Genomic DNA, 22676 nt, shown 5'->3' on the forward strand with positions numbered 1-22676 from the left:
GTGTGGTAGTGCCCCGCGACCGATCGTGGGTCGTGGGGCGGGATTTTTCCGGTGACGCGTCAGACGGGGTCACCCGGCGGAGCGGTCGGGCGCGTCGCGTGCCCCGGGCGCCCAGGCACCCGGTCGGGCTGGGGCGGCGTGGTCCGGTGCGCCCCGGACCGGCGGTACGTGCGGTACGAGCAGTACGTGCGGTACGAGCAGTACGTGCGGTACGAGCAGTACGTGCGGTACGAGCAGTACGTGCGGTACGAGCGGTACGCGTGGGGCGCCGGGCGCACGGCCCGCCGGAGTCGGCGGGCTCCCGCGGCCCGGCCCGCCGGCGTCGGCGGGCCGTGCCGCGGGTCGTCCGGTGGGTCAGGGGCGGCGGTAGACCAGCGCCGTCGCGAGGGCCGCCAGGCCCTCCGCGCGGCCGGTGAGGCCGAGGCCGTCCGTCGTCGTGCCGGAGACGGAGACGGGGGCGCCCACCGCCTCGCTCAGCGCCTTCTGCGCCTCGTCGCGCCGCTTGCCGACCTTCGGGCGGACGCCGATGACCTGGACGGCGACGTTGCCGATCTCGTACCCCTCGGCGCGGACGATGCGGGCGGCCTCGGCGAGCAGGGTGACGCCGGCGGCGCCGGACCACTCGGGTCGGGAGGTGCCGAAGTGAGCGCCGAGGTCGCCGATGCCGGCGGCGGAGAAGAGCGCGTCGCAGGCGGCGTGGGCGGCGACGTCGCCGTCGGAGTGCCCTGCCAGCCCGTACTCCTCGTCCTCCCAGAGGAGGCCCGCGCACCACAGCTCGCGGCCCTTCTCGAAGGCGTGGACGTCGGTGCCGATGCCGGTCCTGGGGATCGGGAAGGGGCTGTCAGAAGCCATCGTTGGCCCTCCTGCGGGCGAGTACGGCCTCGGCCAGTACGAGATCGAGCGGACGGGTCACCTTGAACGCCTCCTCGTGGCCGGGGACGACCACGACGGGCGCGCCGAGCCGTTCGACCATGCCGGCGTCGTCGGTGGCGCCGTCACCGGTGAGGGCGACGGTCGCGTGCGCGTTGACGAGGGTCTCGTAGTCGAAGCCCTGCGGGGTCTGGACGGCGCGCAGCCGGGCGCGCTCGGGGGTGGCCACGACGCTCTCGGGGTCGCCCTTCGTCTCCGCGGGCTCGACCTCCTTGACCGTGTCGGCGACGGGGAGCGCGGGGACGACCGCGACGGCCCCGTCCCGTACGGCCTCGATGACCGCGTCGACGGTGTCGACGGGGACGAGCGGGCGGGCCGCGTCGTGCACGAGGACCGTGGAGACGCCCTCGGGCAGCGCTTCGAGGCCGAGGCGTACGGATTCCTGGCGGGTGTCACCGCCGGGGACGACGAGGTAGTCGGTCCGCTCGGGCAGGGCATGCGCGTCGAGGAGGTTCTTGACCTCGGCCGCGCCGTCCGAGGGGGCGACCACGACGACGAGGGAGACGGCGCGCGAGGCGGCCATCGCCCGGACGGCGTGGATGAGCATGGGGGTGCCGCTCAGCGCGCGGAGCGCCTTGGGGGCGCCCGGGCCGAGTCGTACGCCCCGGCCCGCCGCGGGGATCACAGCGGCGGTGCGCGCGGGACGCGTTTCGTCTGTCATCGGTTGCACTCCGGCAGGTTTGTTTCCTCGGCCGACATGGGTATGGCCTTGGGGGTCCCCCCGGACGAAGTCTGGGGGAGTGCTGGACGCGACGCCTTGACCGGGCCCTTTCCGTGACGACGGTCGGGGCGTACCGCGCGGCACAGGGGATGTGGCACAGGAGGACGCGAGGGGGGCGGTTGTAGCAGCGCCGTCGACGGCCGGATCGCGAGGCGACGGACGTCGGGACGACGGTCATTCATGTGACGCCATGCATGTGACGCGGCGACGGGCGCGGTGGTTCGCAAGGACGCGAACATGCCGCAGCGCCCGGCGACAGTGCTGTGAGTCTTCCAGCACGTCAACGGGCACCGCGGCATCGCTTCATTCAGGACGCGAGGACCTCGTCGAGGAGAGCCTCGGCCTTGTCCTCGTTCGTGTTCTCCGCGAGGGCCAGCTCGCTGACCAGGATCTGCCGAGCCTTGGCGAGCATGCGCTTCTCACCTGCGGAAAGCCCGCGCTCGCGCTCCCGGCGCCAGAGGTCGCGGACTACTTCGGCGACCTTGATGACATCGCCGGAGGCGAGCTTCTCGAGATTTGCCTTGTAGCGGCGCGACCAGTTGGTCGGCTCTTCGGCGTACGGCGCACGCAGCACCTCGAAGACCCGGTCCAGCCCGTCCTGACCGACCACATCGCGAACACCGACGAACTCCGCATTGTCCGCCGGCACACGAACCGTCAGGTCGCCCTGGGCGACCTTGAGCACCAAGTAGGTCTTGTCCACGCCTTTGATCTGGCGAGTTTCGATGGCCTCGATCAGCGCGGCCCCGTGATGGGGATAGACCACGGTGTCGCCAACCTTGAACGTCATGTGACAGGTACCCCTTCCGTGGCTATCCAGGGTAACACGGATACGGCTTCTTCTGAATGGCGTTTTCGCAGGTCAGGGCATATCTCGGGGCTTGACAACAGCGACGCGAACGTGCTGCGGAGGGCTTGCGGAAGGCGGTATTCGCAGGTCGGAGCGGCTGCGCGGACGCAGAGAAACACGCACGTTACACCCACTCGGAGGGCTCCGAAGGAGGCGCGATGTCCCGTTTTGCCTGGTTCGCGTCGCCCCTCTCCGCGTACTCCGTTCGAGGATCGGTCACTCGTACGGATGCTTCCGGCATCGAATCCCGAATTGATCACCCGGGCGCCGCAACGGGTTTTTTCCGCGGAGCGGGCGGAGGAATGCGCGGGCGCCCGCCGAATTGATCAAGGCGGTTATGTGAACGGCGCGCCAATGGGGCGTGTTCCGGCCATCACCGAGGGCCGGTGGAGGGCACACGGAGCGCACCCGGAGGGCCTGGGGGCGCGAAGGCGGAGGGCCTGGGGGCGCGAAGGGGCGGGTCGGGTGCGGGACGGAGAGTGCGGCTCGGTAACCTAAGCGCGCTGACGCACCTTTAGCTCGCCCTTAGCCGGTTGGTCCTGAGCTCGACCCCAGCCGGCCGCCCTTAGCCCGTCCGTACGTCCTAGGAGTTGCCGCCGCCGTGAGCCGCAGCCTTCGACGCGGCGCCCTCGCCGCCACCGCCATCGTGATCTCGATCGCCGCCCTGTCCGCCTGTGGCGCCGGCAACAACGCACAGACGCTCGGAGTCAAGCCGGACAACGCCGCCGTCACCGTGGACGACGTCAAGATCCAGAACGCGCTCGTCATCACCCAGCCCGACGCGACCGTTCAGGGCCCCGCCGTCGTCTCGGCCACGGTCTTCAACAACGGCACCACCCAGCAGACCCTCGACGCGATCACCCTGCCGGGCACGCGCGCCACGGTGGTCCTGAAGCCCGCCGAGGGCTCCGGCCCGATCACCGTCCCCGCGGGCGGCTCGGTCGTCATCGGCGGCAAGGGCAACGTCACCGCGACGATCGAGGACGGCCGGCTCGCCGCGAAGAACGGCGACGCGCAGGAGGTCGTCTTCAAGCTCAGCAAGACCGGCGACGTGGGCCTGGAGGCGTTCGTCGTCCCGGCGACCAGCTACTTCAAGGACTTCGGCCCGACCGAGATCCCGAAGCCGCCGGCCACCTCGCCGACGGCGACCCCGTCCGCGTCCGAGGGAGCCGGCCACGGCGCCGAGGACGGCTCCACGGCCGGCCCGTCGGGCACGGCCACCCCGTCGGGCGACGCCAGCCACTCGTCCGCGGGTCACTGACGCGCGGCGCGACACAGCGCACGAAAGGGGCGCCCCACCGGATCACTCCGGCGGGGCGCCCCTTCTCGTACGCGTGCGGTTCGACGACGCCGCGGTTCGACGACTCCGCGGTTCGACCGCGCCACGGCTCGACCGCGCCGCGACGCCGCCTGCTGGGGCACGGCGGCGCGCACGTCGGCGGCCTACGGCTCGAACTTGTAGCCCAGGCCCCGGACCGTCACCAGGTAGCGCGGGGCGCCCGGGTCCGGCTCGATCTTCGCCCGCAGCCGCTTGACGTGGACGTCCAGGGTCTTGGTGTCGCCGACGTAGTCCGCGCCCCAGACCCGGTCGATCAGCTGCATACGGGTCAGGACACGGCCCGCGTTGCGCAGCAGCATCTCCAGGAGGTCGAACTCCTTCAGCGGGAGGTCGACCTTGCCGCCCGAGACCGTCACGACGTGGCGGTCCACGTCCATGCGGACCGGCCCGGCCTCCAGAGCCGCGGGCGTGACCTCCTCCGGCTCACCGCGGCGGCGCAGGACCGCGCGGATGCGGGCGACCAGCTCCCGCGAGGAGAAGGGCTTCGTCACGTAGTCGTCGGCTCCTATTTCCAGGCCGACGACCTTGTCGATCTCACTGTCCTTGGCGGTCACCATGATGACCGGGACGTTCGAGCGACCGCGCAGCTGGCGGCACACCTCGGTACCGGGCAGCCCCGGCAGCATCAGGTCGAGGAGGACGAGATCCGCTCCGTTGCGCTCGAACTCGTCGAGACCGTCGGGCCCGGTCGCGGCGACCGCGACCTCGAAGCCTTCCTTGCGGAGCATGTACGACAGGGCGTCGCTGAAGGATTCCTCATCCTCGACGACGAGCACTCGGGTCACGGAAGGACCTCCGGGGCAGGGAGCGGTTCGGTCATGAGATCGGGGGTGGGGGAGGCGGAGCGGCGGCGGTCCCGTTCCGCGGCCGCCTCGGGCAGCCGCAGAGTGAAGGTGGAGCCCTGGCCTTCGGTGCTCCAGACCGTGACCTCCCCGCCGTGCGAGGCGGCCACGTGCTTGACGATGGCCAGGCCGAGGCCCGTGCCGCCGGTGGCTCGGGAGCGGGCGGGGTCGACGCGGTAGAAGCGTTCGAAGACCCGCTCCCGGTCCCTCTCGGAGATGCCGATGCCCTGGTCGGTCACGGCTATCTCGATCAGGTCTCCGCCGGGGGCGGCCACGCGGCGGGCGGCGATGCCCACGCGCGTACGGGCCGGTGAGTAGTTGACGGCGTTCTCGACGAGGTTGCCGAGCGCCGCGGCGAGCTGGCCGCGGCTGCCCCAGACGTACAGGTCGGCAGTGCCTCCGGAGACCATGGTGATCTGCTTGGTGGATGCGGTGTGCCGGGAGCGGTCGATGGCCTCGGCGACCAGTTCGTCCACCCGTACGGGCTCGGAGTCCTCCAGCGGGTCGTCGTTCTGCACCCGGGAGAGGTCGATGAGTTCCTGTACGAGATTGGTGAGCCGGGTCGCCTCGATCTGCATGCGGCCGGCGAAGCGGGTGACCGCCTCGGGGTCGTCCGAGGCGTCCATGACGGCCTCGGAGAGCAGGGAGAGCGCGCCGGTCGGAGTCTTGAGCTCATGACTCACGTTGGCGACGAAGTCGCGCCGTACCGCTTCGATACGCCGGGCCTCCGTCAGGTCCTCGACCAGGAGCAGCACCAGGCGGGAGCCGAGCGGTGCCACGCGGGCGGAGACGGCGAGGGCCTCGCCGCGTCCGGTACCGCGCCGCGGCAGGTCGAGCTCGACCTGCCGTATCTCCCCGTCGCGGCGGGTGTCGCGAGCCATGTTGAGCATGGGCTCGACGGCCAGCTTTCCGCCGCGGACCAGGCCGAGGGCGTACGCCGCCGAGCTGGCCTTGACCACGGAGTCGCTCTCGTCGAGAACGACCGCGGAGGAGCGCAGCACCGACAGCACGGTGTCGACACCGGGCGGGAGCACGGCGTCGGTGTGCAGGGAGGTCCGGGTGGGTCGCGCCTGGTCGCGCTCGCTCCAGCGGAACGCCAGCATGGCGATCACGCCGGTGCACACCCCGGCGATCGCTGCCAATGCGGCGACCGCCGCGTTCACGTCCATGCCATCCAGGTTATGCGGGGTCCCGGACACTCTCCCAGCCGTCCGAGTGGCTGCTCGAACAGTCGTCGCCCAGAGTTCACCGAGGGGACGGTGCCGGTTCATTTGAACCGTTGAGCACAGGTGCCTGCGTCGCTCAGAGTTCACCGAGGGGAAAGAGGTCATTCACTTGAGGTGGGAGCTCCTGACTTGTCGGGGGCCGAACGTGGGAGCGTGGGGGTCCGAAGCCCCACCCGGACCCCGGACGCTTGTGAGAAAGGGACATCGATGCGGGACGCGTACCACGAGGAACTTGACTCGATCGGCGAGGGCCTGGTCGAGATGGCCCGCCTTGTCGGGTCGGCGATCGGGCGCGCCACGACGGCGATGCTCGACGCGGATCTGAAGCTCGCGGAGAGCGTGATCGCGGCGGACCAGAAGGTCGACGATCTCCAGCACGACCTGGAGGCCCGGGCCATAGCCCTGCTCGCGCGGCAGCAGCCGGTGGCGACGGACCTGCGGATCGTGGTCACCTCGCTGCGGATGAGCGCGGACCTGGAGCGGTCGGGCGACCTGGCGCAGCACGTGGCGAAGCTGGCGCGGCTCCGGTTCCCGGACACCGCGGTCCCGCGTGACCTGCACGCGACGATCCTGGAGATGGGTCAGCTGGCGCAGCGCCTGATGGCGAAGGCGGCGGAGGTCATCATCACGAAGGACGTCGACCTGGCGCTCCAGCTGGAGCACGACGACGACGAGATGGACCTGCTGCACCGGACGCTGTTCCAGCACCTGATGGACGACCGCTGGAAGCACGGCATCGAGACGGCCGTGGACGTGACGCTGCTGGGCCGGTACTACGAGCGGTTCGCGGACCACGCGGTGTCGGTGGCGAAGCGCGTCGTGTACCTGGTGACGGGCGAGCACGCGGACGAGCTCCAGCAGGCGGAAGCCCCGGTCGAAGGCGCGTAGCCCTCGGGCGGGCGGCGGGACGGGGGTGCCTGGGCGGGGCGGGTGCCGGCTGTGGGGGGCGGTGCCCCTCCGGGCCGGGCTGGCGAGTGCTGCCTGGGGGCGGCTGGTGGGTGCCGGCTGTCCGGGGGCGGCGCCGGGTCGGCCGTCCGGCGGCGGCTGCCGGGTGCCGGCTGGCCGGCGGCGGCTGCCGGGTGCTGCCTGTGGGTGCTGGCAGGCTCCGGGCTCGGGCGGGCCGTGGGCCGGAATGGTGTCGTGGACGGGTCGTGCGCGTGGATGCGCCGTGCGCGTGGCGCGAACGCTCGCCGGTTGTGCGCGGAGCGCTCGGCACGTCCTGTGCACGGCACGTCCTGCGCTCGGCACGTCCTGCGCTCGGCGCGTGCTCCTCGCGGAGCGGGGCGCTCGGGCGCGTACTCCGCGCGGGGCGGGGCGCTCGGGCGCGTACTCCGCGCGGGGCGGCGCTCGCACTTCTGTGCGCCGTTGATGCGCCCGCTGACGTGGGCATGGAATGAAGGGGAGGCGACGTACGCCTTCGAGGAGGGACGCCATGCCTGAATCCGCCACCACCGACCCCCAGCAGGAGACGCCGCGCGACACGGTCTTCCTGCCCGTCCTCGGCGCCTGCGGCTGCGGCTCGGGCTGCGGCTGCGGCTGCCAGTCCGGCGGGCCGTGCCAGTGCGGGGGCTGCTCCGGCTAGGGCGCTCCTCCGGATCAGGTCGCGAGCCCGGCGGGATCCGGACGAGAGGGCCCAGGCGCGTACGACGAAAGGCCCCGCCCGGGCGTCCGGGCGGGGCTTCGTCGTACGCGCCCCGAGCTCACACCTCCAGCACGCCGACGATCTGCCCGCCGCTGAACTCGCCCGTCCTGCGGAAGCCGAGCTTCAGGTAGAACTCCTCGGGCCCCTGCTCCCCCGGCTCCCAGGTCACGTGGAACTGCCGCGCGCCGCGCCGCCGGATCTCCTCGCGGACGGCGTCGACGGCGAACCGTCCGTACCCCTTGGCCTGCCGGTCGGCCGCGATGTTCAGCCGCCACAGGCCGCTGCGACGGGCGTCCGGGTCGTCCTCCCGGGGCCAGTGGATGTCGATGAAGGCCATGAGGAAGCCGACGAGCTCGTCCCCGTCGAAAATCAGCCGGGGCCAGGCGGTCTCCCCGTACGCGTACGCCTCCGCGAGCGACTTCACGACCGGCGCGACGTTCTTCTCCTGGTGCGGGTGGACGCGCAGCGCGAGCGCGGCGTCGACGTTGTCGGGGGTGATCTTCTCGAGACGGAGCGTTGAAGGCATGGCCCGGAGGCTACCGACCGTCCGCGGGTCCCGTCCGCGCGATCGTCCCCGACCGCTGGTCACGGCAGGGGCGCGGGCCACAGGATGTGTCCGTGCTGACATGGACCCGCCGTCTGATCGCGACCGCCGCCGCTCTCGTCGCGATGCCCGCCGTCGCCGGCTGCTCCGTTCCGTCCGCCGGGGCGACCGGCGTCTCGGTGACGGCGGACGGGCAGCCGCTCGGTGTGATCCTCATGTGCCACGACCACATCGACGGCGCGACCCTCCACGCCGACGACGACGATCCCCAGTCGAACGACAGCACGGGGCGGTGGAGTCGGACGGAGCCGCTGAGCGGTTTCTCGACCTGGCCCCTGGCCACGGGCGACGACGGAGCGGTGGACGGCTGGACGGCCGAGGAACCCCTGGGCGCGCTGGACCCGAGGACGACGTACCGCATGTACGGCTGGACCACCGACCATTCCTGGGCCTCCGCGTCGGTCTCCTTCACCCTCGCGGAGCTGGAGGACCTGACACCCGGCCAGGTCCGGTACGAGATCGGGGACGAGGTGACGACCGCGTCGATCGAGGAGTTCCGGCGAACGGCCTGCGACCACTTCTGACCGGCCAGCCACCGACGCCGCCCACCCGGGCCCACGCCCGCGCCGGCCGCGGAGCGGCCCGCTCCCGCCACGTCGACCATGGAGCCGCCCCGCCGCCGGCCAGGGCGCCGACCATCGCGGCGACAGGCGTCTCCCTCTCCGGGTGCGGCTCCGTTTCCGGTTCCGAACACGGACTCCTACGCGACCCAGCAGTAGACGCTCTGATCCTGCTTCCGCGCGCTGCCGACAAGAGCGGCCAGTTCACCCAGGATGACTTCGGCGATTCCCTCGTCGATGTCTTCGCCGTCCTCCGCAAGCAGCTGAGCCCACGCGGCGGCGATCTCACGCAGCCGGGAGTGACCGGCGTCCACGAGCGCAGTGGACAGGCGAGGCGAAAGCACGAAGACGAGGCACCCGTCGTTGTCCTGACCGGCGACGACACGAGGCTCACCGGCTTCGACGAGCTCATCGATGCTGCCGCCCACCAGAAGGCATTCCCACTCGATCACTGCCTCTGTGGGATCGAAGTTGCCGAAGGAGAGGGACTCGTATCCCCGCCCCGGCCCCGTCCGGAGAGCCAGACCGGCTGATGTGTCGTCCGGTGCCACGAAGAACTTCACGATGATGCTCACCCGCGTGAGTGTGCCCGACCTCCACGCCCGCGCTCGCCGGCGAGTCCTAGCTGTTGTACGCCATGACGATTCCCATGATGACCAGGGCCACCACGAACATCACGATGCAGCCGCAGGCCGCGCCGGACGCCTCGTCGATGACGCCCTTGGGCTTGGGCTGCGACCGCTGGTGGTCCCTGATGCCCCGAGCCACCGCGCGCCTGATCTCGTCCTCGTTCACGCGAACTTCCCCCTGGTCTCGCCGCGTTGATCAACTCGCGCCAACCTACCTACTGGCACCGGAGAAGCGGACCGCCACCGGCGCCGTGACCGCAGATGTCCGGCAGCCGATAAAATGGACAAACAGTGCAGACCGAGGAGGCGCGGTGCTCATGTCGGTGCCCACGGGAGTCGGCGTCAGCGGTGACAGGGAGTGGGTCATCCAGAACGCGAAGGGGAAGAAGTTCGCCTGCGAATCGTCCGCGGACGCCTTCGCGGAGCTGCCCGAGTACGGCGAAGGAGCCGTCGTCCTCACCCGGCGCGTTGTGCGGGGGATGTTCATGACGAAGGTCGTCGAGGACTGGAAGCAGGTCGCACCGCCCGACCGCTGACGACGTCCCCGCACCCGAGAGCCTGGACCGTGCCGCGACGCGGAAGGGGGCCCGGAGCGGGAAAATGCCCCTGATCCGCGCCATGAGTCCAGGTCAGGGGCATGATCGCTTGGCGTGCTACTTCTTGCCCTGGGTCTCACCAACCGCGTTTCTGAGCTGGGGCGCTCCTCCTGCACAAGGCCCTGAGCTGCTGTCGAGCGGTTGCCATTGGTGGATGTTGGTGGGCTCGGGGCCCCTTTGACGGCCCAGAGACGGCCCAGAGACGGCACGTCCTGACCCGCAACTTCTCCTCGGAGCGAGCTTGGGGATTCGGTGGCCACGAGGTTCGGCCCCCGCGGCGCGCAGCACCCCTTGCCCTTATGGGCATGATCCGGTGCCGATCCGGCTGCGCGCCGCCACTTACCGATCCTCGTCATGACCCGGTCGATTTCTGAACGCGGCGGGCTACGTCGGACCTGAGAACACTTCACAACAACTCTTTTGAAAGAACTCTTGTAGGTCTACGCTCTGCGCATGGTCGCTCCCTCTGCTTCATCCGCTGAGCCCTCGGGGCAGGAGATCGAGCTCGACACCGCTGCCTTGCGCGTGCTCGCTCACCCTTTGCGTGTGAACGTGCTCGCCCTGCTGCGCGAGCGTGGTCCGTCCACTGCCACCCGGATCTCCGACGAGCTCGGCATCAACCCTGGCGCGGCGAGCTATCACCTGCGTCGCCTTGCCTCGGGCGGGCTCATCGTGGAGGAGCCGGACCGTGGCACCGGGCGCGAGCGGTGGTGGAAATCTGCTCATCGCCAGTCGATCCACGATCCCGCAGCCGCTCCTGCGGAGCAGCGCGAGGCCGGACGCGCGTACACGCACGCGGTTGCCCTTGCCGCTGCAGATCGTCTGCGCAGGGCTGCGCATGAGGTGCCGCTGCTTCCTCAACGGTGGCTCGACGTCACTACCTACAGTGACTTCCTTCTGTACCTGGCCCCGGGCGACGTGGACAGGATGAGCGCCGAAATCTTCGAGGTGATCTTGCGATATCGAGAGGGGGAGCGTGAGGCGACCGAAGGTGCTTCGCCGGTAGCGGTGCACGTGCAAGCGTTTCCGGTGCCTGGCACGGCGCTGCCGCCGGCCGGTGAGGCGTGAGCGCGCACGGCATAGCCGCGGTCGCGCGGCCCGCCTACCAGGATGCCAACGTTCTGCGCTGGCTTGCCGCGTATACGGCTTCGGTTGCCGGTGACGTTGTGTACTTTCTCGCCCTGTCCTGGGCGGCCGCACGCGTTGGGGGGCCGTCGCAGGTGGGCCTGGTGGTCGCGGCCGGGGCTCTTCCCCGTGCGGTGCTCATGCTGGGCGGTGGTGTGGTGGCCGACCGGTTCGGGCCGCGCCGGGTTGCTGTCGTCAGCGACGCGGTTCGCTGTGCGGTAATCCTCGCGGTCGCTGGGGCACTCATGCTGGCGTCCCCGGGTATCTGGCTGCTGGTCACGGTTGCGTTGATCTTCGGTGTGGTGGACGCGGTGTTCATGCCCGCGGTGGGCGCGCTCCCGCCGCGTATTGCCGCACCTGAGCAGCTCGCCCGGGTTCAGGGGATGCGCGGGTTGTCGATCCGCCTGAGCAATGCTGTCGGCCCCCTCCTGGCGGGAGCTGTCCTGGCAGTCGGCGGTGCGGCCGGTGCATTCACAGCGGCTGCCGCTCTCTTCGCGCTGTCGCTCGTCACGCTGCTCACCGTGCGGGTCACTCCCCTATCGGAGGAACGTCAGCGCGGCTCCGCCTGGCGTGAACTGGGCGACGGTCTGCGATATGTGCGCCGCCATCGGATGCTCGCCCCGCTGGTCACGGTGATCGGGCTGAGCGAGATGTGCTTCAGCGGTCCGGTCGCCACCGGCTTGGTGCTCCTGGCCGTTGAACGCGGCTGGGGTGCCTCGGGCATGGGGTGGATGGCGAGCGCGTTCAGTGTCGGAGCCGCGGCTTCGGCGTTGCTGCTCACCGTCTCTGCCCGGATACCGCGCGCCGGGCTGGCGATGTGTGGCACGTTGCTCGCCACCGCTGCGGGAATGGTCGCCCTGGGGCATGCGCCCTCACTGCCCATCGCCGTCATATCCGGTTCCTTGATCGGACTGACCAGCGGGGTCACGACTACCGTGACCCAGGCCCTGGTCCAAACAGAGACAGACCCTCACTACCTGGGACGAGTCACCTCGGTCACGACTCTGTGCACGCTGGGCCTTGCGCCCGTGCTCTTCCCTGCAGTCGGCATCACGGTGGCCCTCTGGGGAGCGGAGGTGTTCTTCATCGGGTGCGGTGCGATCTGCCTGCTTGCCGCAGCGCTCGGCCTCTCAGTCCCCGTGCTACGACGCGCCGAACTCAACCCGCCCAGGCCCGCATCGCCGGCTGGCCGGTGACGCGACTGGACCGGCTCACGTGTCCATACGCTGCGGGTGTACGCGCACTTGATGCCGAGCAGTCGCGAGCGCACCCGTAGCGCCATCGCCGCGGTCTACGGCGGCCCGGACGAGCCCCGCCTCACCGCCTGACGGCCCACAAACGGCCCACAGGCAGAACAAGGCCCCCACTCGCGGAGAAACCGCAGGTGGGGGCCATGATCGCGCGAAGGGTTACTTCTTGCCCTGGTTCTTCACGGCCTCGATCGCCGCGGCCGCCGCCTCCGGGTCGAGGTAGGTGCCGCCCGGCTTCAGGGGCTTGAAGTTCTCGTCCAGCTCGTAGACCAGCGGGATGCCCGTCGGGATGTTCAGGCCCGCGATGTCCGCGTCCGAGATGCCGTCCAGGTGCTTGACCAGGGCGCGGAGGCTGTTGCCGTGCGCCGCGACCAGGACCGTCTTGCCGTCCAGGAGGTCCGGGACGATCCCGTCGTACCAGTACGGCAGCATCCGGTCGACGACGTCCTTCAGGCACTCCGTGCGGGGACGGAGCTCCGGGGGGATCGTCGCGTAGCGCGGGTCGGCCGACTGGGAGAACTCCGTGCCGTCCTCGAGCGCCGGCGGCGGGGTGTCGTACGAGCGGCGCCAGAGCATGAACTGCTCCTCGCCGAACTCCGCGAGCGTCTGCGCCTTGTCCTTGCCCTGGAGCGCACCGTAGTGGCGCTCGTTCAGACGCCAGGAGCGGTGGACCGGGATCCAGTGGCGGTCGGCGGACTCCAGCGACAGCTGCGCCGTGCGGATGGCGCGCTTCTGGAGCGAGGTGTGCAGTACGTCGGGCAGCAGGCCGGCGTCCTTCAGCAGCTCACCGCCGCGGACCGCCTCCTTCTCGCCCTTCTCGGTGAGGTTGACGTCCACCCAGCCGGTGAACAGGTTCTTCGCGTTCCACTCGCTCTCGCCGTGGCGGAGGAGGATCAGCTTGTACGGTGCGTCGGCCATGCGCCCGAGCCTAATCGACGCCTGACGATTGACGCGCACCGTCAATTCGCTGGCGTCCGACGTATGAGATGCGTAAGTTACGAGCGCCGCTAGAGGTACTTACACACACGGGGGCCGGCCACACATGTCCATCGACTCGCTCAGGCGATCAGCGCGCGCGACCGTCTCCGGTCTTCCCGGCGGCTTCTGGTGGCTCTGGCTCTCCACCCTGGTCAACCGCACCGGCGCCTTCGTCCTCACCTTCCTCTCCCTGTACCTGACCCAGGAGCTCGGGCACTCGGCCTGGTACGCCGGACTCGTCCTGGCCCTCCACGGCCTCGGCGGCGTCGCCGGTTCCCCGCTCGGCGGGACGCTCGCCGACAAGTGGGGCCGGCGTCCCACGATGGTCACCATGCACCTGGTGACGGCCTCCTGTGCCGCCGCCCTCGCGCTGGTCACCTCGGCCTGGGGCGTGGCCGCCGTCGTCCTGGTGATGGGCGTCTCCATGCAGGCCGTGCGCCCCTCCATCCAGGCCACCATCGCCGACATGGTCCCCGAGCACGACCGCCGCCGGGCCTTCGCCCTCAACTACTGGGCGCTCAACCTCGGTTTCGCCGTCGCCGCCCTCGGCGGTGGCGCCGCGCTCTTCCTCGGCTACCGCACCCTCTTCCTCGTCGAGGCCGTGGCCACCGTCCTCTGCGCCCTGATCGTCTTCCTGCGGCTGCCCGAGAGCCGCCCGGAAGCCCGGCGCGACCCCGCGGGCGAGGTCGTGGAGAAGGACCGCGTCAGCGTCCTGGACGTGCTGCGCGACGCCCCCTTCCGCACCCTCGTCCTCCTCAACCTCCTCGTCTGCCTCGTCTTCACCGCTCCCTGGGTGGGCCTCCCCCTCACGGTGGCCGAAGCCGGCCTGGAGCCCAGCGCGTACGGCCTGGTCATCGCCACCAACGGTGTGGTGATCGTCGCCTTCCAGCTGCTCGTCAACAAGGTCACCGAGAAGCGCTCGCCGGCGATGCTGCTCACGGTCTCCTCGCTGCTCTTCGCCGTCGGCACGGGCACCACCGTGCTGGCCGGCACGCCGCTGCTCTTCGCCGCCACCGTGGTCGTGTGGACCATCGGCGAGATGGTCCACGTCCCCACCAACGCGGCAGCCACCGCCAAGCTCGCCCCCGAGCACGCACGCGGCCGGTACCAGGGCGTCATGGGCATGTCCTGGGCCCTGTCCGGATTCCTCGCCCCGATCCTCGCGGGCTGGGTCGTGGACGGGCCGGGCACCGACACCCTGTGGGTGGCCTGCGGGATCATCGGCTGCGTCGCCGCCGTCGGCTATGCCACGCGGCTCCGCAAGGTCCTGGACGACGGGCCCGCGCCCGCCCCGCTGGAGGTCCGGACGGAGAACGGGTCCGACGGGCCCGGGTCCGCCACCGCCGCCACCGCCGCCACCGCCGTCACCACCGTCACCGCCGCGGGCAAGGCGGAGTCCGTCGCCACCACCGTGGACACGGTGGAGTCCGCCGCCCTCGCACCCGGCACCGCCGAGTCCCTCCCGCCCGTCACCGCCGAGTCCCTCGCACCCGTCACCACCGAGTCCCTCCCGTCCGCCGCGCCCGCCGCGCCCGCCGCGCCCCCGCGGAAGAGCGAGAGCGGCGCGGTCAGCGCCTGAGCGTCCGCTGGGCCTCGTACAGGTTCCGGGGGCGGATCGCCCCCGGAGCCCCGTACGCCTCCACGCGCGCGTGGAGTTCGCCCGCGAAGTCCGGCACGTCGATCTGGTCGAACTCGCGCACCTCGCTGATGCCGACCGTCGCGCTGTACGGGGCGATCGTGTCGATCTTGACGAGGCCCGCCCGGCCGTTGGTGACCGTCACGTTCCAGTGGGCGAAGCGGGCGCCGTACAGCGGGCCGGCCGAGGCGTCGCCTCCGTGCCTGCCGTTGTTCTCGACCGTGATCTCCGTCCGTACGTTGGCGAACGGCATCCCCCGGTGGGTGTCGAAGGTGCCCATCTCCATCACCCCGCGCGACCAGACGTTGTGGCTGGACAGGCCCTCCACGTTGATGCCGTGGAGCTGCGTGCCCGCCGGGGCGGGGGCCGTTCGGGCCGCGACGCGGAAGTCCTCGACGAGGTTGTCGTGCGCGCCCTCGCGACAGAAGTACGGGTGGTGGGAGCCCCGCCCCTCGACCCGGGTGCGCCGCAGCGTGCAGGCGGAGGCGGCGACGAGCCCGAAGCCGTTGTCGACATGGCGGACGACGACGTCCTCGGCCCAGCAGTCGTAGGCGCACTGGAAGGTGACGCCGTTGTAGCCCTTGTCGAGCAGGTGCGGTGACTGCGGTGTCTCGACCGCCTCCAGGGTCAGGCCCTCGACGCCTGCGTCGGTGAGCGGCTCGGCGAGGGTGGTCAGTCGTGGGTCCCACTCCGGACGGACGTCGAGCGGAAGCGGGCGCTCCAGCGTCACCTGGCGCCCCCGCACGGACATCACCCGCACCGGCCACTCGTACGGCACGTACGAGGTGAGCTTGGTCTTGTCGTCCCAGGAGTACGCCTGGGCGCCGGGGCCGCCGCCCGCCATGTGCTCCAGGAGGGTGTGGTCCGCGTCGTCGGCGAGACGGAGCAGAACGAGCTGTCCCCGGCGTAGGGCTGACGGTTCGTCGACGGTGACGGACCAGTCGCCGCGCCGGGCGGCGCGGACGGTGGTCAGGGTCCGCCATTCGTCGCGCTTGTTGCCGGTCCAGCCCTCGAAGGGCCAGGCCCGGTCGCGTATCGCGGCGACGAGGGAGGCGTGGCGGGTGCGCGGGGCGAGCCAGATGAGGCCGCCGGCCCAGGACCAGGAGGACTTGTCGCCTCCGTAGCGCGAGCCGTACGGGCCGACGAGCTCGGTGAGGTGCTTCGTCGCGAGCACCCTCGTACGGGCGGATCCGGCGCCGCGCAGCACGACACCGCTGTGGGCGATGCGGAGGAAGTCGTCGATGCGGTACGTGCCGGGCGGGAGGAGGACGGTGCCGCCGCCGCGCTCTCCCGCCTCGGCCAGCGCCCGGTTGATCGCGGGCGCGGAGTCGGTGGAGCCGTCGGGGGTGGCTCCGTAGGAGCGGACGTCGGCGACGACCGGCGGGCGGGGCTGCCGGGTGGCGCCGCCGCGTGCGCCGGCGCGGCCGACGTAGGGGATCTGAGGGTGGGTGTACGGGGAGTCCGCGTACTCCTCCCAGAGCGTGGAGGGCCCCGCCGGCCGGAAGGCGGTCGCCGAAGGCCCCGTCGGCGGGAACGGGGTGATCGACGCCCCCGCCGGACGGAAGCCGGTCGTGGCGGCCGCCCCCACCGCCACCGCGCCGCCCACGAACTGCCTTCTGTTGATTCCCATGAGCCCGCCTTTCATGGATGTGAACGTCATTCAGATGTGCGACGGCGGCGAGCATGGCACGGCCAGGGCGGGTACGGAAGGGGTCGTGCAGGCCGTGCAGGCCGCGGGGCTCCTCGATGGGAGCCCGGGGGCGAACCGTCAGTTCGAAGGCTTCTGGGTCAGATGAGTGAACGCGTCGAGGTTCCGGGTCGACTCGCCGCGCGAGACCCGCCACTCGTACTCGCGCCGGATCGCGCTCGCGAAGCCGAGTTCGAGCAGCGTGTTGAAGGAGCCGTCCGCCGCTTCGAGCACCGAGCCGAGGAGCCGGTCCAGCTCCTCGGGGGTGACGGCGGCGAGCGGCAGCTTGCCGGTGAGATAGATGTCGCCGAGGCCGTCGACGGCGTAACTCACGCCGTACAGCTTGAGGTTGCGCTCCAGGAGCCAGCGGTGGACCCCGGTCTCGTTCTCGTCGGGGTGACGAATGACGAAGGCGTTGAGCGAGAGGGAGTGCCGGCCGACGCGCAGCGAGAGCGTCGTGAACAGCTTGCGCGTACCGGGGAGCTTCACCACGTACGAGCCGGGCTCGGGTGACTCCCACTCCAGTTCGGCGTCCTTGAAGGTGTCCTCGATGACCCGCCGCACGTCCTCAGCCATGGTGCGAGCGTACGCGACGGCGATGATCGTGCATCGCGGCCGTGTACACGTCCGCCGTGCCGGAGGCCGCCGTGTCCCAGCCGAAGGACTCCGCATGCCGGGCCGCCGCCGCGCCCATCCGGGCGGACAGCGCCGGGTCGGCGACGAACCGGCCGAGCGCCCGCGCGTAGTCGGCCGGGTCGTGCCCGCTCACGAGGAACCCGGTGAGGCCGTCCCGCACCGCGACCGGAAGGCCGCCCACCGCGGCCGCGACCACCGGGGTGCCGGCCGCCTGCGCCTCTATGGCGACGAGCCCGAAGGACTCGCTGTACGAGGGCATGACCAGCACCGACGCCGCCCGGAACCAGTCCGCGAGGCGGTCCTGGCCCACCGGCGGGTGGAAGCGGACGATGTCCGCGATGCCCAGGCGGGCGGCGAGCTTCTGCAGCCCCTCCGGCTTGGCGAGGCCGCTGCCGCTCGGCCCGCCGACGACCGGCACGAGCATCCGCGACCGCAGCGACGGGTCCTCCTCCAGCAGCCGGGCCGCGGCCCGCAGCAGGATGTCGGGGGCCTTCAGCGGCTGGATGCGGCCCGCGAAGACGGGGATGAAGGCGTCGGCGGGCAGGCCCAGGCGCGCCCGCGCGGCCGCGCGGCCGTCGGCCGGGCGGAAGTGGTCGAGGTTGACCCCCGGGTGGACGACCGCGACCTTGCCGGGCTCCGCCTCGTAGAAGCGGACCAGCTCGTCGGCCTCCTCGGCGGTGTTGGCGATCAGCCGGTCGGCGGCGCGGACGATCTGCGTCTCGCCGATCACCCGGGCCGCGGGCTCGGGGGTGTCGCCGGCCGCGAGCGCCGCGTTCTTGACCTTGGCCATGGTGTGCATGGCGTGCACGAGGGGGACGCCCCAGCGCTCGGCGGCGAGCCAGCCGACATGGCCGGAGAGCCAGTAGTGGGAGTGGACCAGGTCGTAGTGGCCGGGGCGGTGGCCCGCCCACGCCTGCATCACGCCGTGCGTGAAGGCGCAGAGCTGGGCCGGCAGCTCCTCCTTGGCCAGCCCCTCGTACGGGCCGGCGTCGACGTGCCGGACCATGACGCCCGGCGCGAGTTCGACGACCGGGGCGAGTCCACCGGTGGTGGCCCGGGTGAAGATCTCGACCTCGATGTTGATCGCGGCGAGTCGCTTGGCCAGCTCCACGATGTAGACGTTCATGCCGCCGGCGTCGCCGGTGCCCGGCTGGTGGAGGGGCGAGGTGTGGACACTGAGCATGGCCACCCGGCGCGGGGTCCGGGGGCGTCCGGGGAGCCGGAGCCTGGGCGGCGTCGCCAGGGAGCCGGCGAGCCGGGACACGTACTGGCTCACGTCGTCGGTCCTTCCGCTGAGTGGGGGCGTAGCGGGCACTGCGGGGGTGGTGCGGGGTACCGCGTACTGCGGGGGTGGTGCGGGGTACTGCGTACTGCTGGGGTGGTGCGGGGTCTGCCTACTGCTGGGGTGGTGCGGCGTACCGCGTACCGCGCGGGTGGTGCGAGGTACTGCGGGCACGGCGAAACGGACGGCGCACAACGCCCTCCAAGCCGGACAACACCGGAATGGCACCATCCATTTCCGTTTTGCCAATTCATTGCCGTGTCGGTGCGGCGTGGCACGCCCCGTACCCTCGTCCCATGGCCCCCCGCACCACCCTCCCCATCGGCACGGCGACCCGCGGGACCACCAACCCCAACCGGCTGCGCCGCATGGACCGCTGGATCGCCGCCGTCCACGGGTCCGCCCTGCGCCGGTCCGCAGAGCCGCCGATCGCCGTCGACCTGGGCTACGGGGCCGCCCCCTGGACCGCCGTCGAGCTGCTCACCCGCCTGCGCACCGTCGACCCGCGCACCGAGGTCGTGGGGATCGAGATCGAGCCGGCCCGGGTCGCCGCCGCCGCACCGTACGAGCGGCCGGGCCTCACCTTCGCGCACGGGGGCTTCGAGGTCCCGGTAGCGGGCGAGGTCGCGCTGATCCGGGCCGCGAACGTGCTGCGCCAGTACGACGAGGGCGAGGTCGCCGCGGTGTGGGCGCGGCTGTGCGCCCGGCTCGCTCCCGGAGGGCTGGTGGTGGAGGGGACCTGCGACGAGATCGGGCGGCGCCACGTCTGGGTGGCGCTGGACCGGAGCGGGCCCCGGACGGTGACCTTCGCGACTCGCCTCGGCTCGCTGGAGCGGCCCTCCGACCTCGCCGAGCGGCTCCCGAAGGCGCTGATCCACCGCAACGTGCCGGGCGAGCCGGTCCACGCCTTCCTGCGGGACTTCGACCGGGCGTGGGCCGCGGCCGCTCCGTACGGCTCGCTCGGCGCGCGGCAGCGGTGGATCCGCGCCGTACACGATCTGGCGGCGGACTGGCCGCTGACGGACGGGCACCGGCGGTGGCGGCAGGGCGAGGTGACGGTCCGCTGGGAGGCCCTGGCCCCCCGCTGAGGCACCCCCGCCCACGCGACCCGCGCCCCCGCGACCCCGCGACCCCGCGACCCACGCGACCCGCGGCGCGCCGCACCCGGGGCGTCGGGACTCCCGGCCAGGGGTCATCGGCATTCCCCCGCCGGGAGGGACAGGCACGCCAACTGCCGGTGAAATCACGGTACGTCGGGAACGCAACTCCCCCCTCTCTCGTCCCCTGTGGGGGACAGTGACCCGAGAAGGGCCGGCATCCTCTGTTGCTTTCACGTTTCGCATGGCACCATCGCCAAGGTCAACGTGAAGTTACTGACGGTAAATCAGATTCGGGACTGTTCAGGGCCGTCCGAGGGGGAGCTTGTGAACCGACGCCGCTGCGCCACCGCCGCGATCACCGTGGTCTGCGCCCTGACGGTGCTGGCCTCACCCGCGCTGACCCTCCAGGCATCGGCCGCCCCGCGGCCGCCGGCGGCACCCTCGGCCCCGCTGCCGCCCGCCCCGCCGAAGAAGACCCTCGAAGAGGTGCGCAAGGAGATCGACGGCCTCTACCGGCAGGCCGCGGCCGCCACCGACGCGTACAACCTCGCCGAGGAGAAGGCCAAGGAGCAGTCCGCCGAGATCGTGGAACTGGCCAAGATGATCGTGGCCGGCCGGGAGAAGATCGACGCGCTCAAGGCGCAGGCGGGCGCGGCGGCCCGCGCCCAGTACCGCAACGGCGGGCTGCCGGAGGGCGCCCAGTTCGTCCTCACCGACGACCCCCAGCTCTTCCTCGACAACGCGGGCCGGCTGCGGCAGGGACAGAAGGCCACCTCGGACCTGCTCGCCGACATGACCAGGACCCAGGCCCAGTTGGACGTCTACGCCAAGGAGGCGGGCACCAACTGGACCAAGCTCGAGGCCAACCGCGTCAAGCAGGCCGAGGCGAAGAAGGACATCGACGGCAAGATCGCCGCCGCCAAGAAGCTGGAGGCCGAGCTGGCGGCCGAGGAGCGGGCGCGGCTGCTGCGACTGGAGGAGCAGGAGCAGTACCGGGCGCAGACCGCCTGGCTGAGCACCGGCGTCCTCAAGGGCCTGAGCGGCAAGGCCACCCCGCGGGGCAAGCAGGCGGTGGAGTACGCCACCGCGCAGATCGGCAAGCCGTACGTCTGGGGCGCCGAGGGCCCGGGCTCCTTCGACTGCTCGGGGCTGACCCAGCGCGCCTGGGGCGTGGCCGGTCGCTCCATCCCGCGCACGTCGCAGGAGCAGTGGAGGCTGCTGCCGCGCGTGGACATCAAGGACATGCGACCCGGCGACCTGATCATCTACTACAAGGACGCGAGCCACATCGGGATGTACGTCGGCAACGGCGCGATCGTGCACGCACCGAGGCCGGGCCGGGACGTGACGCTCGCCGGTGCGGGTTCGATGGAGATCCTCGGAGTCGTCCGCCCGGAGTGATGCGCGCCGTGCGTGGCCCCGCACGGCGGCCCTCCGACGGGAGGCGACGCCGTCCGCTGTGGGAGGTTCTGGCGGCAGGCGGACCAGAATGGCCCCTTCCGCCCGGGGAACGCCAGGAGTGAGAGGTTCCGCACCCTCGTCGGGGGCGGTTCCGGCGCCGTGAGGCGTGATGTTCATCATGGCCTCGAAGGCAACAACCTCCCTATGCGCGGCATATGCCAAGGGCTTGTCGGCTCTCGAGGCGTGATCGCCATTCCGTTGCCCGCCGGGGTACCGCTATGGTCCCGGTCAGGCGGGACGCAGTTCGTCGTCCTGCCGCCCTCGGGGGGAGGGAAGGATTCCAAGACCGATGCCCGTACCCGTACCGCGACAGAGAAACGACTCTGCTGCGGCGACAGGCGCTGTCACCGCTGCCACGGCCACCCCGGCCGTCACGGCCGCGACCGGCACCGATCTCACCCTCCTGGTCGTCGAGGACGACCCGGCGGGTGCTCTCGCCGTACCCGAAATGCTCGACGCCGACGGGACCCGCGTCCGCATCCGCACCGCCCGCAACCTCACCGAGGCCGAACGGCTGCTGACCGACGACGTGCACTGTGTCCTGGTCGACCTGGCCCTGCCCGGCCCCCGCGCGGCCGGCGACGACCCCCTGGCGCCCCTGCGGCACGTCCTGCGGCTCGCCCCGCGCCACGCCGTCCTGGCCCTCGCGGCCTCGGCCGACGCGGAGCTGGCGGCGGAGGCCGTACGGGTCGGGGCCCAGGACCACCTCTTCCGCGAGGAGCTCGACAGCCGGCTGCTGAGCCGGGCGATCCGGTACGCGGTGGAGCGCAAGCGGGCCGACGCGGTGCAGGTGAAACTGGCCGAGTCGCGGCTGCGGGCCCAGGAGAACGCCCGCCTGGAGCGCGGGCTGCTTCCCACGCCCCTCCTGGAGGGCTCCGACCTGCGCTTCGCGGCCCGCTACCGGCCCGGCCGCTCGCGCGCCCTGCTCGGCGGGGACTTCTACGACACCGTCCGTACCCCCGACGGCACGGTCCACGCCATGATCGGCGACGTCTGCGGGCACGGTCCGGACGAGGCGGCGCTCGGGGTGGAGCTGCGCATCGCCTGGCGGGCGCTGACCTTCGCGGGCCTGTGCGGTGACGAGCTGCTCTCGACGATGCAGCAGGTCCTGGAGCACGAGCGGGAGAGCGAGGAGATCTTCGCGACGCTCTGCACGGTCGACATCGCCCCGGACGGGCGCCGGGCGGGCCTGTGCCTGGCCGGCCACCCCTCGCCGCTGATCGCCCGCCACGGCCGGGCGGCTCGGCTGCTGCCGTACGAGGACGGCGGCCCGGCCCTGGGGCTGCTGCCGCGCGCCCGCTGGCCGCGGCGCCAGGTGGAGCTGGGCGGGGCGTGGAGCCTGCTGATGTACACGGACGGTCTGATCGAGGGCCGCTCGGCGGGCCCGGGTTCGCCGCGGCTGGGTCAGGACGGGATGGTCGAGATGATCAACCGGCAGCTGGCGGAGGGCCTGCGGGGCGAGGAGCTCCTGGAGGCCGCGGTGACGGAGGTGCGCTCGCTGAACGGCGGGGAGCTGACGGACGACGTCGCGGTCCTGGCACTGGAAAGAGCCCGGGGGTAGTCCCCGGGCCCCTTGGGTCCA

The 22676-nt window shown here is 71.7% G+C and carries 23 protein-coding genes; 11 read left to right on the forward strand and 12 right to left on the reverse strand.

Annotation, left to right across the window (positions count from 1 at the left end):
• Positions 1-354: 354 nt before the first annotated feature.
• The 3 genes from ispF to AB0D99_RS25340 all read right to left on the reverse strand — a co-directional run bounded on the left by ispF (position 355) and on the right by AB0D99_RS25340 (position 2441).
• Complete coding sequence (ispF, locus tag AB0D99_RS25330) at positions 355-852, reverse strand: 2-C-methyl-D-erythritol 2,4-cyclodiphosphate synthase (RefSeq protein WP_362366523.1); 498 nt, start codon at positions 850-852, stop codon at positions 355-357.
• Positions 842-1591 carry a 2-C-methyl-D-erythritol 4-phosphate cytidylyltransferase gene (gene ispD / locus AB0D99_RS25335; RefSeq protein WP_362366526.1) on the reverse strand — a complete coding sequence of 250 codons (750 nt, stop codon included), beginning with the start codon at positions 1589-1591 and terminating at the stop codon, positions 842-844. The genes ispF and ispD overlap by 11 nt, the downstream gene beginning before the upstream one ends.
• 367 nt (positions 1592-1958) lie before the next feature.
• The gene (locus tag AB0D99_RS25340; protein ID WP_003953493.1) at positions 1959-2441 is read right to left on the reverse strand and encodes a CarD family transcriptional regulator; all 483 of its coding nucleotides are present in this window, start codon (positions 2439-2441) and stop codon (positions 1959-1961) included.
• A 661-nt stretch (positions 2442-3102) separates the two neighbouring features.
• Between AB0D99_RS25340 and AB0D99_RS25345 the strand changes: the two genes are divergently transcribed.
• Positions 3103-3762 (forward strand): DUF461 domain-containing protein, encoded by a 660-nt coding sequence (locus AB0D99_RS25345; protein WP_362366529.1) that lies wholly within the window; start codon positions 3103-3105, stop codon positions 3760-3762.
• A 182-nt stretch (positions 3763-3944) separates the two neighbouring features.
• Here AB0D99_RS25345 and AB0D99_RS25350 read toward each other — a convergent pair whose 3' ends face one another.
• Both AB0D99_RS25350 and AB0D99_RS25355 read right to left on the reverse strand, forming a co-directional pair.
• Complete coding sequence (locus tag AB0D99_RS25350; protein ID WP_017242433.1) at positions 3945-4625, reverse strand: response regulator transcription factor; 681 nt, start codon at positions 4623-4625, stop codon at positions 3945-3947.
• Positions 4622-5851, reverse strand: coding sequence for an ATP-binding protein (locus AB0D99_RS25355; protein ID WP_362366534.1), 1230 nt, complete (start codon positions 5849-5851; stop codon positions 4622-4624). Before AB0D99_RS25355 ends, AB0D99_RS25350 begins: the two co-directional genes overlap by 4 nt.
• A gap of 264 nt (positions 5852-6115) precedes the next feature.
• On the opposite strand from AB0D99_RS25355, the gene phoU reads away from it, so the two are divergent.
• Both phoU and AB0D99_RS25365 read left to right on the forward strand, forming a co-directional pair.
• A complete protein-coding gene (gene phoU / locus AB0D99_RS25360; RefSeq protein ID WP_362366537.1) occupies positions 6116-6796 on the forward strand; it encodes a phosphate signaling complex protein PhoU in 681 nt (226 codons plus the stop codon).
• 544 nt (positions 6797-7340) lie between these two features.
• Positions 7341-7490 (forward strand): hypothetical protein, encoded by a 150-nt coding sequence (locus tag AB0D99_RS25365; RefSeq protein ID WP_362366540.1) that lies wholly within the window; start codon positions 7341-7343, stop codon positions 7488-7490.
• Positions 7491-7608: 118 nt separating this feature from the next.
• On the opposite strand, the gene AB0D99_RS25370 is transcribed toward AB0D99_RS25365, so the two are convergent.
• The gene (locus AB0D99_RS25370) at positions 7609-8076 is read right to left on the reverse strand and encodes a GNAT family N-acetyltransferase (protein ID WP_362366543.1); all 468 of its coding nucleotides are present in this window, start codon (positions 8074-8076) and stop codon (positions 7609-7611) included.
• 92 nt (positions 8077-8168) lie between these two features.
• On the opposite strand from AB0D99_RS25370, the gene AB0D99_RS25375 reads away from it, so the two are divergent.
• Positions 8169-8678, forward strand: coding sequence for a hypothetical protein (locus tag AB0D99_RS25375; RefSeq protein ID WP_362366546.1), 510 nt, complete (start codon positions 8169-8171; stop codon positions 8676-8678).
• A gap of 176 nt (positions 8679-8854) precedes the next feature.
• Here the strand turns inward: AB0D99_RS25375 and AB0D99_RS25380 are convergent, their stop codons facing one another.
• Positions 8855-9289, reverse strand: a complete 435-nt coding sequence (locus AB0D99_RS25380; protein WP_362366549.1) for a hypothetical protein — start codon at positions 9287-9289, stop codon at positions 8855-8857.
• Positions 9290-9335: 46 nt separating this feature from the next.
• A complete protein-coding gene (locus AB0D99_RS25385; RefSeq protein WP_362366552.1) occupies positions 9336-9509 on the reverse strand; it encodes a hypothetical protein in 174 nt (57 codons plus the stop codon).
• Between the two features lie 151 nt (positions 9510-9660).
• Here AB0D99_RS25385 and AB0D99_RS25390 point away from each other — a divergent pair, with 151 nt between their 5' ends.
• From AB0D99_RS25390 to AB0D99_RS25400, 3 genes are all read left to right on the forward strand, one after another.
• Complete coding sequence (locus AB0D99_RS25390) at positions 9661-9879, forward strand: hypothetical protein (RefSeq protein WP_362366555.1); 219 nt, start codon at positions 9661-9663, stop codon at positions 9877-9879.
• Positions 9880-10392: 513 nt separating this feature from the next.
• Entirely contained in the window at positions 10393-11007 is a 615-nt protein-coding gene (locus AB0D99_RS25395) for a helix-turn-helix domain-containing protein (protein ID WP_362366558.1), read from the forward strand.
• Positions 11004-12260, forward strand: a complete 1257-nt coding sequence (locus tag AB0D99_RS25400; protein WP_362366561.1) for an MFS transporter — start codon at positions 11004-11006, stop codon at positions 12258-12260. The genes AB0D99_RS25395 and AB0D99_RS25400 overlap by 4 nt, the downstream gene beginning before the upstream one ends.
• A 213-nt stretch (positions 12261-12473) precedes the next feature.
• Here AB0D99_RS25400 and AB0D99_RS25405 read toward each other — a convergent pair whose 3' ends face one another.
• Positions 12474-13232, reverse strand: a complete 759-nt coding sequence (locus tag AB0D99_RS25405; protein ID WP_362366564.1) for a phosphoglyceromutase — start codon at positions 13230-13232, stop codon at positions 12474-12476.
• A gap of 124 nt (positions 13233-13356) precedes the next feature.
• On the opposite strand from AB0D99_RS25405, the gene AB0D99_RS25410 reads away from it, so the two are divergent.
• Positions 13357-14871: an MFS transporter gene (locus AB0D99_RS25410; RefSeq protein WP_362366568.1), complete on the forward strand. Its 1515-nt coding sequence runs from the start codon at positions 13357-13359 to the stop codon at positions 14869-14871.
• Here the strand turns inward: AB0D99_RS25410 and AB0D99_RS25415 are convergent.
• From AB0D99_RS25415 to mshA, 3 genes are all read right to left on the reverse strand, one after another.
• The gene (locus tag AB0D99_RS25415) at positions 14861-16558 is read right to left on the reverse strand and encodes a glycosyl hydrolase family 28-related protein (protein WP_362366571.1); all 1698 of its coding nucleotides are present in this window, start codon (positions 16556-16558) and stop codon (positions 14861-14863) included. The two genes, AB0D99_RS25410 and AB0D99_RS25415, sit on opposite strands and share 11 nt — an antisense overlap.
• Before the next feature lie 138 nt (positions 16559-16696).
• Positions 16697-17191, reverse strand: coding sequence for a YbjN domain-containing protein (locus AB0D99_RS25420; protein WP_362366574.1), 495 nt, complete (start codon positions 17189-17191; stop codon positions 16697-16699).
• Positions 17184-18527 carry a D-inositol-3-phosphate glycosyltransferase gene (mshA, locus tag AB0D99_RS25425; protein WP_362366577.1) on the reverse strand — a complete coding sequence of 448 codons (1344 nt, stop codon included), beginning with the start codon at positions 18525-18527 and terminating at the stop codon, positions 17184-17186. Before mshA ends, AB0D99_RS25420 begins: the two co-directional genes overlap by 8 nt.
• A 302-nt stretch (positions 18528-18829) precedes the next feature.
• On the opposite strand from mshA, the gene AB0D99_RS25430 reads away from it, so the two are divergent.
• The 3 genes from AB0D99_RS25430 (at position 18830) to AB0D99_RS25440 (ending at position 22655) form a co-directional block, all read left to right on the forward strand.
• Complete coding sequence (locus AB0D99_RS25430; protein ID WP_362366580.1) at positions 18830-19621, forward strand: class I SAM-dependent methyltransferase; 792 nt, start codon at positions 18830-18832, stop codon at positions 19619-19621.
• 336 nt (positions 19622-19957) lie between these two features.
• A complete protein-coding gene (locus tag AB0D99_RS25435; RefSeq protein WP_362366583.1) occupies positions 19958-21034 on the forward strand; it encodes a C40 family peptidase in 1077 nt (358 codons plus the stop codon).
• Positions 21035-21383: 349 nt separating this feature from the next.
• Positions 21384-22655, forward strand: coding sequence for a fused response regulator/phosphatase (locus AB0D99_RS25440; protein WP_362366585.1), 1272 nt, complete (start codon positions 21384-21386; stop codon positions 22653-22655).
• Positions 22656-22676 lie beyond the last annotated feature (21 nt).

Origin of the sequence: Streptomyces sp. NPDC047971 (genome assembly GCF_040653355.1) — a bacterium.
Taxonomy (GTDB): domain Bacteria; phylum Actinomycetota; class Actinomycetes; order Streptomycetales; family Streptomycetaceae; genus Streptomyces.

Excerpts from the sequence above, each read along its gene's own strand:
- ispF (WP_362366523.1), bottom strand. The coding sequence starts at position 852 with ATGGCTTCTGACAGCCCCTTCCCGATCCCCAGGACCGGCATCGGCACC.
- ispD (WP_362366526.1), bottom strand. The coding sequence starts at position 1,591 with ATGACAGACGAAACGCGTCCCGCGCGCACCGCCGCTGTGATCCCCGCG.
- AB0D99_RS25340 (WP_003953493.1), bottom strand. The coding sequence starts at position 2,441 with ATGACGTTCAAGGTTGGCGACACCGTGGTCTATCCCCATCACGGGGCC.
- AB0D99_RS25355 (WP_362366534.1), bottom strand. The coding sequence starts at position 5,851 with ATGGACGTGAACGCGGCGGTCGCCGCATTGGCAGCGATCGCCGGGGTG.
- phoU (WP_362366537.1), top strand. The coding sequence starts at position 6,116 with ATGCGGGACGCGTACCACGAGGAACTTGACTCGATCGGCGAGGGCCTG.
- AB0D99_RS25365 (WP_362366540.1), top strand. The coding sequence starts at position 7,341 with ATGCCTGAATCCGCCACCACCGACCCCCAGCAGGAGACGCCGCGCGAC.
- AB0D99_RS25370 (WP_362366543.1), bottom strand. The coding sequence starts at position 8,076 with ATGCCTTCAACGCTCCGTCTCGAGAAGATCACCCCCGACAACGTCGAC.
- AB0D99_RS25390 (WP_362366555.1), top strand. The coding sequence starts at position 9,661 with ATGTCGGTGCCCACGGGAGTCGGCGTCAGCGGTGACAGGGAGTGGGTC.
- AB0D99_RS25395 (WP_362366558.1), top strand. The coding sequence starts at position 10,393 with ATGGTCGCTCCCTCTGCTTCATCCGCTGAGCCCTCGGGGCAGGAGATC.
- AB0D99_RS25405 (WP_362366564.1), bottom strand. The coding sequence starts at position 13,232 with ATGGCCGACGCACCGTACAAGCTGATCCTCCTCCGCCACGGCGAGAGC.
- AB0D99_RS25410 (WP_362366568.1), top strand. The coding sequence starts at position 13,357 with ATGTCCATCGACTCGCTCAGGCGATCAGCGCGCGCGACCGTCTCCGGT.
- AB0D99_RS25415 (WP_362366571.1), bottom strand. The coding sequence starts at position 16,558 with ATGGGAATCAACAGAAGGCAGTTCGTGGGCGGCGCGGTGGCGGTGGGG.
- AB0D99_RS25420 (WP_362366574.1), bottom strand. The coding sequence starts at position 17,191 with ATGGCTGAGGACGTGCGGCGGGTCATCGAGGACACCTTCAAGGACGCC.
- AB0D99_RS25430 (WP_362366580.1), top strand. The coding sequence starts at position 18,830 with ATGGCCCCCCGCACCACCCTCCCCATCGGCACGGCGACCCGCGGGACC.
- AB0D99_RS25440 (WP_362366585.1), top strand. The coding sequence starts at position 21,384 with ATGCCCGTACCCGTACCGCGACAGAGAAACGACTCTGCTGCGGCGACA.